This window comes from Limimaricola litoreus (assembly GCF_024159025.1).
Lineage (GTDB): Bacteria > Pseudomonadota > Alphaproteobacteria > Rhodobacterales > Rhodobacteraceae > Limimaricola > Limimaricola litoreus.
Genome location: NZ_JAMYXC010000241.1, coordinates 1 through 6,910, shown reverse-complemented (window position 1 = coordinate 6,910; position 6,910 = coordinate 1). Strand labels below are relative to the sequence as shown.

The 6,910-nt window shown below is 68.9% G+C and carries 7 protein-coding genes and 1 tRNA gene; 4 read left to right on the top strand and 4 right to left on the bottom strand.

Annotated elements, in window-relative coordinates; translation table 11 throughout:
• The 4 genes from NHG85_RS15560 to fabI form a co-directional block, all read right to left on the bottom strand.
• Positions 1-1,515, bottom strand: a 1,515-nt coding sequence (locus NHG85_RS15560; protein ID WP_253333975.1) for a SurA N-terminal domain-containing protein, incomplete at its 3' end; no start/stop codon positions are given.
• Between the two features lie 81 nt (positions 1,516-1,596).
• Positions 1,597-2,775, bottom strand: coding sequence for an aminotransferase (locus tag NHG85_RS15555; protein WP_253333973.1), 1,179 nt, complete (start codon positions 2,773-2,775; stop codon positions 1,597-1,599).
• Between the two features lie 126 nt (positions 2,776-2,901).
• Positions 2,902-3,408 carry a xanthine phosphoribosyltransferase gene (gpt, locus tag NHG85_RS15550; protein WP_253333971.1) on the bottom strand — a complete coding sequence of 169 codons (507 nt, stop codon included), beginning with the start codon at positions 3,406-3,408 and terminating at the stop codon, positions 2,902-2,904.
• Positions 3,409-3,414: 6 nt separating this feature from the next.
• Positions 3,415-4,221 carry an enoyl-ACP reductase FabI gene (fabI, locus tag NHG85_RS15545; RefSeq protein ID WP_253333970.1) on the bottom strand — a complete coding sequence of 269 codons (807 nt, stop codon included), beginning with the start codon at positions 4,219-4,221 and terminating at the stop codon, positions 3,415-3,417.
• A 168-nt stretch (positions 4,222-4,389) separates the two neighbouring features.
• Between fabI and pdxH the strand changes: the two genes are divergently transcribed.
• The 4 genes from pdxH (at position 4,390) to NHG85_RS15525 (ending at position 6,272) form a co-directional block, all read left to right on the top strand.
• Complete coding sequence (gene pdxH, locus NHG85_RS15540) at positions 4,390-4,995, top strand: pyridoxamine 5'-phosphate oxidase (RefSeq protein WP_253333968.1); 606 nt, start codon at positions 4,390-4,392, stop codon at positions 4,993-4,995.
• 100 nt (positions 4,996-5,095) lie between these two features.
• Positions 5,096-5,677 (top strand): cold-shock protein, encoded by a 582-nt coding sequence (locus NHG85_RS15535; protein ID WP_253333966.1) that lies wholly within the window; start codon positions 5,096-5,098, stop codon positions 5,675-5,677.
• Positions 5,674-6,147, top strand: coding sequence for a DUF192 domain-containing protein (locus NHG85_RS15530; RefSeq protein WP_253333964.1), 474 nt, complete (start codon positions 5,674-5,676; stop codon positions 6,145-6,147). Before NHG85_RS15535 ends, NHG85_RS15530 begins: the two co-directional genes overlap by 4 nt.
• Before the next feature lie 48 nt (positions 6,148-6,195).
• Positions 6,196-6,272 (top strand) — tRNA-Pro (locus tag NHG85_RS15525).
• Positions 6,273-6,910 lie beyond the last annotated feature (638 nt).

Here is a 6,910-nt window from a genome sequence, read left to right as displayed (position 1 = left end):
CTTTTCGGCGCGCATCCGCGCGCGGGTCTCGGCCATCACGTCGGCGATCACCTCATCGCGCACCTCGTCGAGCGGGCGCAGCGCGGGCGGGGTGATGCCGTCGAGCCGGACGGCGAAGACGCCGCCATCCTCGAAGCTCAGAAGCTCGGGGAAGTCGCCCTCCTGCGCGCGGGCCGCCGCCTCGCGGAAGGGGGCGTAATCGGCGATGCCGCCGGCCGTGCCCTCGCTCCAGTCGACCGAGCCCAGCTCCATGCCGACCCGCTCGGCCAGATCCTCCAGCGCGGCGCCACCGGCGATCAGGTCGGTGATCTCCTCGGAGCGGCGCTCGATCTCGCGGCGGGCGCGGGCGCGGGCCAGCTCGTCGCGCAAATCGGGGGCAGCCTCCTCGAAGCTCACCTCCTCGGCGGCAAGCACCGCGTTGACGCGAAACAGCGCCGGGCCGAGGCCGGTCTCGACCGGGCCGACCACATCGCCCGCCGTAGCGGCAAAGACCGGCTCCGCGGCATCGTCGAGATCGCCCTCGGCCACGTCGCCCAGATCGACTGCCTCGAGCGTCAGCCCGCGTGCCTCGACCAGATCCTCAAATTGGGCCTCGCCTGCCTCGAGCCGGGCCAGCGCTTGCGCCGCGGCCTCGTCGCTCGGATAGACGAGGCGCTCGACGAGGCGGCGCTCCTCCTGCACGTATTCGGACAGGCGCTGCTCGTAGAGTTCGCGCACCTCGTCCTCGGAGATTTCGATCTCCTCGGCCACCATCTCGGGGCGCAGCCAGGCATAGCTGATCTCGCGGATCTCGGGGGCGGTATAGGCCTCGGGCGCGGCCTCGTAGCGCGCGGCGATCTCGGCCTCGGTCGGCGCCGGGGTCTCGGCGTCGAGCAGGATCTCGGGCAGGATCACCCGCGGGCGGCCGTCCTCGGGCAGGGCGGCGGGGGCGGCGGCGAGGGTGACCGGTGCCCAGGTGATGTCGCGGCGCGACATGACGAAATCGATCATCGCGTCGACATGGGTGTCGGAGGCGGTCACGCCGCTGACCACCGCCCCTTGCAGCAGCGCGCGGGCCTCGCCCTCGCGCAGGCTTTCCTCGAACTCCGCCATGCTGAGCCCGTTGCGCGACAGCGCGTCGCGATAGGCAGCGCGGTCGAAGCTGCCGTTCAGCCCCTGAAAGGCGGGAATGGCAAGCACCTGCTCGCTCACCGCTGCGTCGCCGACCGACAGGCCGAGCTGGTCCGCTTCGGCATCGAGCACCCGCTCGGTGACGAGCTGGCCCAGCACCGCGCGGTCGAGGCCGAGCTGCTGCGCCTGCGCCATGCTGACCGCCGAGCCGGTCTGGCTTTCGAGCGCGCGGATGCGGCTTTGCAGCGCGTTGGCGTAGCTCTGGATCTCGAGCTCCTTGTCGCCCACCGTACCCAGCCGGGTCGCGTTGCCGGTGAGGCCGGTCGCCCCGAAGCCGATCAGGCCCACGAAGAGCAGGATCAGGATGATCCAGACGAATACGCGGTTGCCCTTGCTCGATGCCATTGCGGTCTCCCTGTCGCGCCCCAGCGGCGTGTGCCGTTGAATAGGCAAGCGGGCGGGGCCGTGCAAGCGGATGGGGCGCGCTCAGCGCGCGGACAGCCCCGCGAGACGGGTTTCCAACTCAGCGATGCCCCCCGCGTCGACATTGGCGAAGGCGATGCGCAGCTGGCGGCGGCCCGCCTCGGAGCCCTCGGGCGTGAACATCGTGCCGGGCAGCAAGAGCACGCCCGCCTCGTGCACCAGCCGCTGCGCCAGCGCGTCCGAGGTCTCCGCGAAGGGATGCTCGATCCAGCCGAAATAGGCGCCGCAACCCATCAGCTGCCAGCCCTGGCCCTCGAGCCGCGCGAAGCTCGCCTCCATGGCACGGCGCCGCGCGATGATCTCGGTCCGCTCGCCTGTGAGCCAGTCGCCCAGGTTCTGCATCCCCCACAGCGCCGCCTTCTGGCCGAGGCTGGTGGGGCAGATCGTCACCGTGTCGAGGAACCGCTCCATCTGCGCGATGCGCGCGACACTTGCGGTAACCGCGCCGACGCGGTGGCCGGTCAGGCGGTAGGCCTTGGAAAAGGAATAGAGCTGCACCAGCACATCGGCCCAGTTGGGATCGGCGAAGAGATCGTGGGCCGCACCCTCGCGGCTGTCGAAATCGCGGTAGGTCTCGTCGAGGATCAGCGCCAGCCCATGGGTGCGGCACAGGTCGCGGAAGGCCGCGAGGAGTGCTGCGGGGTATTCGACGCCGCCGGGGTTGTTGGGGCTGACCAGCACGATGGCGCGGGTGGCGGGGGTGATCAGCGCCGCCGCCTCTTCGGGGTCGGGCAAAAGGGCCGGACCGGTGTCGAGCGGCACGGTGCGCACGCCGGCCATGTCGTTCCACATGCGGTGGTTGAAGTACCACGGGGCGGGCAGGATCACCTCCGCGCCCTCGCCGCACAGCGCCGCGATGGCCGCGCAATAGGCCTGGTTGCAGCCTGAGGTGACCGCGACCTGTTCGGGGGCGACCTCTCCGCGGTAGTCGCGGCTCCATGTCGCCGCGATCTCGGCGCGCAGCTCGGGCAGGCCGAGCACCGGGCCGTAGAGATGGGCGCTGGCGTCCTGCATCACGATCTCGGCCATGGCGCGGCGCAGCGGCTCTGGCGGCGGATCGACGGGAGCGGCCTGGCTGACGTTCAGGAGCGGGCGGTGGGGCGGAAACTCCACCCCCTCGATCCAGCGGCGGGCCTCCATCACCGGCGGCGGAAAGGTCGATGCGGTGCGCGTGTCGCTCATGGGGCCTCCCTTGGGTGTCGCGGCGACGCTAGCCAGCGCGCGGGGCGGGCGCAATCGCCCTCGGGTCCCCTGAAACGCGAAAGGCCCCGCCGGTGGGGCGGGGCCTTGCGAGAGGGACGGGGCGGCTCAGTCCTTGCCGCGGTAGGGCTCGACATATTGCAGCGCCATGTCCCACGGAAAGAAGATCCACGTGTCCTGGCTCACCTCGGTGACATAGGTGTCGACCTGTTTGTTGCCCATCGGCTTGGCATAGACGGTGGCGAAATGCGCGTTGGGATAAAGCTCGCGCACCAGCTCCAGCGTCCGGCCCGTATCGACCAGATCGTCGACCACGAGAATGCCGGTGCCGTCGCCCATCATCTCGGCGTCGGGGGCCTTGAGCACCTTGGCGCCCGACTGGTTCTGATGCTCGTAGGACTTGACCGAGATCGTGTCGACCGTGCGGATGCCGAGCTCGCGCGCGGCGATCATCGCGGGCGCCATGCCGCCGCGGGTGATCGCGACCACGGCTTTCCAGGCGCCGTCCTCGCCGGGGCCACGCCCGTCGAGGCGCCAGGCGAGGGCGCGGCTGTCGCGGTGCAGCTGATCCCAGCTGACGTGGAAGCCCTTTTCATGCGGCAAACGGTCGGTCATCGCTCTTCAGCCTTTCGTGATGTCGGGCGCGTCGGGGTTCTTCATGCCGATCACGTGATAGCCCGCGTCGACGTGGTGGACCTCGCCGGTAACGGCCGCGCCCAGATCCGACAAGAGGTAGAGCGCGGAATTTCCGACCTCCTCTTGCGTGACCGTGCGGCGCAGGGGCGAATTATACTCGTTCCACTTCATGATGTAACGAAAATCGCCGATGCCCGAGGCGGCGAGCGTCTTGATCGTGCCGGCCGAGATCGCATTGACGCGGATCGCGTCGCGGCCCAGATCCTCGGCGAGATAGCGCACGCTGGCCTCCAGCGCCGCCTTGGCCACGCCCATGACGTTGTAATGCGGCATGACCTTCTCGGCGCCGTAATAGGTCAGCGTCAGGCAGGAGCCGCCTTCGGTCATCATCGGCGCCGCGCGCTTGACCACCGAGGTGAAGGACCACACCGAAATGTCCATCGACATCAGGAAGTTCTTCTTGGAGGTCTCGACATAGCGGCCGCGCAGCTCGGACTTGTCGGAAAAGCCGATCGCGTGAACGATGAAGTCGAGCTTGCCCCATTGTTTCTGCAATTCGGTGAAGAGCGCATCGATGCTTTCCTCGTCGCCAACATCGCAAGGCAGCACGATATCCGAGCCGACTTCGGCCGCCAGCGGGCCGACGCGCTTCTTCAGGGCCTCGCCCTGGTAGGAGAATGCGAGTTCGGCCCCGGCGCCGGCACAGGCCCTGGCGATGCCCCAGGCAATCGACTTGTCATTGGCGAGCCCCATGATGAGTCCGCGTTTTCCCGCCATCAACTGCGATGTCATGAATAATCCTCTTGCCGATCCGGCGCCGTTTCGATCCGGTGTAGGCGATAGGGAGAATGGCATCAAGGCCGGGGTGGACGTGAGGTCAGTGTTGCCTCGGAGGATCATGTGGCGTGGAACATGTAATTCGGGCTACACTGGACGGGTACGAGTGAGCGAGTTGGTATGATGGACGAGGACCGGGGCATCTTCGCGGGCGAGGATCCATTCGCGATCGCGCGGCGCTGGCTGGCCGAGGCCGAGGGGTCGGAGCCGTCGGATGCCAACGCGGCCGCGCTGTCCACGGTGGACGAGACCGGCCTGCCGGATGTGCGGGTGGTCCTGATCAAGCAGATCGAGGACAACGGCTTCGTTTTCTTCACCAATTACGAAAGCGCCAAGGCCCGGCAGATCGAGGCCACGGGCCAGGCGGCGCTGGTGTTTCACTGGAAATCCCTGCGCCGGCAGATCCGGGTCCGGGGCCGGGTGGAGCGCGAGGACGGCCCGCAGGCCGACGCCTATTACCGCTCCCGCGCGCTCGAGAGCCGGATCGGGGCCTGGGCCTCGCCGCAAAGCCGTCCCATCGCCTCGCGCGCAGAGCTCGAGGTTGAGGTGGCGCGGCTTTCGGCCGAACTTGGCGAAGATCCGCCGCGCCCGCCCTTCTGGGGGGGGTATCGGATACGACCGCTCGAAATGGAATTCTGGGCGGATGGGGCGCACAGGCTTCACGATCGCTACAAATGGGCGCGACGCGGCCCGACCGGGCCGTTCGATGTGTTACGGTTGGGACCGTGATTTCACGCATCGTGAAATTGAGGGCTTGTCGCGGCAATGCGACTGTGGTGCACAGGACCCAAAAAATGAACGGGTCGACCGTCGGCCGCTGGAGGCGGAAATGAACGAGATGCTGGACAAGCAGGCCGAAGACCGCTTCGAGCTCGCGGGTCATGTGAAATGGTTTGATCCGGCGAAGGGGTTCGGATTCATCGTGCCCGACGAAGGCGGCGCGGATATTCTGCTGCATGCGAACGTGCTGCGCAATTACGGGCAGAACTCGGTCGCCGATGGCGCCCGCATCCGGATCCAGGCGCTGCGCACCGAACGCGGCACGCAGGCCGTCGCGATCCTGTCGCTCGATCCGCCGCCGACCGCTTCCTCGGTGCCGCTGGCCGATTTCGCCGAGTTCGACCCCGATTACCTCGCCAGCCGCCCGCTCGAGCCTGCGCGGATCAAGTGGTTCGACAAGGCCAAGGGATTCGGCTTTGCCAACCAGTTCGGCGCGCCGGACGACATCTTCGTGCATGTCGAGGTGCTGCGCAGCTCCGGCCTGTCGGATCTCGAACCCGGCGAGGCGGTGGCCTTGCGGGTGATCCAGGGCCGCCGGGGCCGCATGGCGACCGAGATCCTGCCCTGGGACGCCGCGCTGCGCAATGCGCCCGTAAAAGAGGGCGAACCCGATCCGGAAGACAGCCAGTGAGGGCCGCGCTGCTGGCGGCGCTTCTGGCGGCGCTGCCGCTCGGCGCGCTGGCCGCCGAATGCGCGCCCGACCGGGTGACCGTGACGGGCGACTGGGGGCAGGCGGGTTTTTCGGTCGAGCTGGCCGACGACGCCGCCGAGCGGGCGCGCGGGCTGATGCACCGCGAGGAGATGCCGCGCATGGCGGGGATGCTTTTCGTCTATGACGCGCCGGGCCCCGTGTCCTTCTGGATGCGCAACACGCTGATCCCGCTCGACATCATCTTTGCCCGCGCCGACGGCACGATCGGCCGCGTGCACCCCCGTGCCCGCCCGCTCGACGAAACGCCGATCCCCGGCGGCGACGACATCCAGTACGTGCTGGAGATCAACGGCGGCATGGCTGACCGTCTGGGCATCTCGGAAGGCGACACGCTGCGCCATCCCGCGATCGGCTCGGCGGATGTGCCGGCCGCCGATCCCTGCGACTGAGACGGGTGCTTGCACCCGGCCGCGGCTCGGCCTAGAAGGGCGGCGGTTCGGGGCGTAGCGCAGCCTGGTAGCGCATCTGTTTTGGGAACAGAGGGTCGCAGGTTCGAATCCTGCCGCCCCGACCAATCCTCCGGTTTCATGGCATCACGACCGCCCCCGGGCGGATCGCACGCAATTCGCGGCGAATCTCCTGTGCATGTCCGGCCGTGCCGTTGCCGATGAAGCGCGCGGCAGGACCGGGGGGGGATTCGCTCGGGCCGCGGTGGCGCGTTCGAAAGCCCCGGACATGACCCATTTCGCCCCGCAGGACGGCTGTTGCCCTGCCGACACGCCCCTTCGTGGACAAGTCGAACCGGACCTGTGCACCTCCTGTGGACAAAGCCGATGCGGGGCCCGGGCGTGCGACGCTCGGCCCGCGATCCCGCGCCGATCCCCTTTTGCAAAAGAGCCGCCGCGCCGCCGCCGCGCCCCGCCGGCCCTGTGGAAAACCCTGTGGGGAAACCGCGAACTGCGGTGGGCGGAATCCGTCCCCTCGCGGGGGGCTGCGGGATTCGTCGCAGGCCCCCGTGCCGCGCGTTGACCCTGCGCGCGGGGCTGCTCAGGGTCGCGCGACCGGGGGGCTGACCCCCGGCGCGACGAAACGGGAACACGCCATGCAGATCGAACGGGGCTATACCATCGCCGGGCGCGATCCGCTGGCCGGACTGGCCATGCGGCGCGTGACGCTGGGCGATGGGCGCGGCGGTCAGGTGCCGCGCGACTG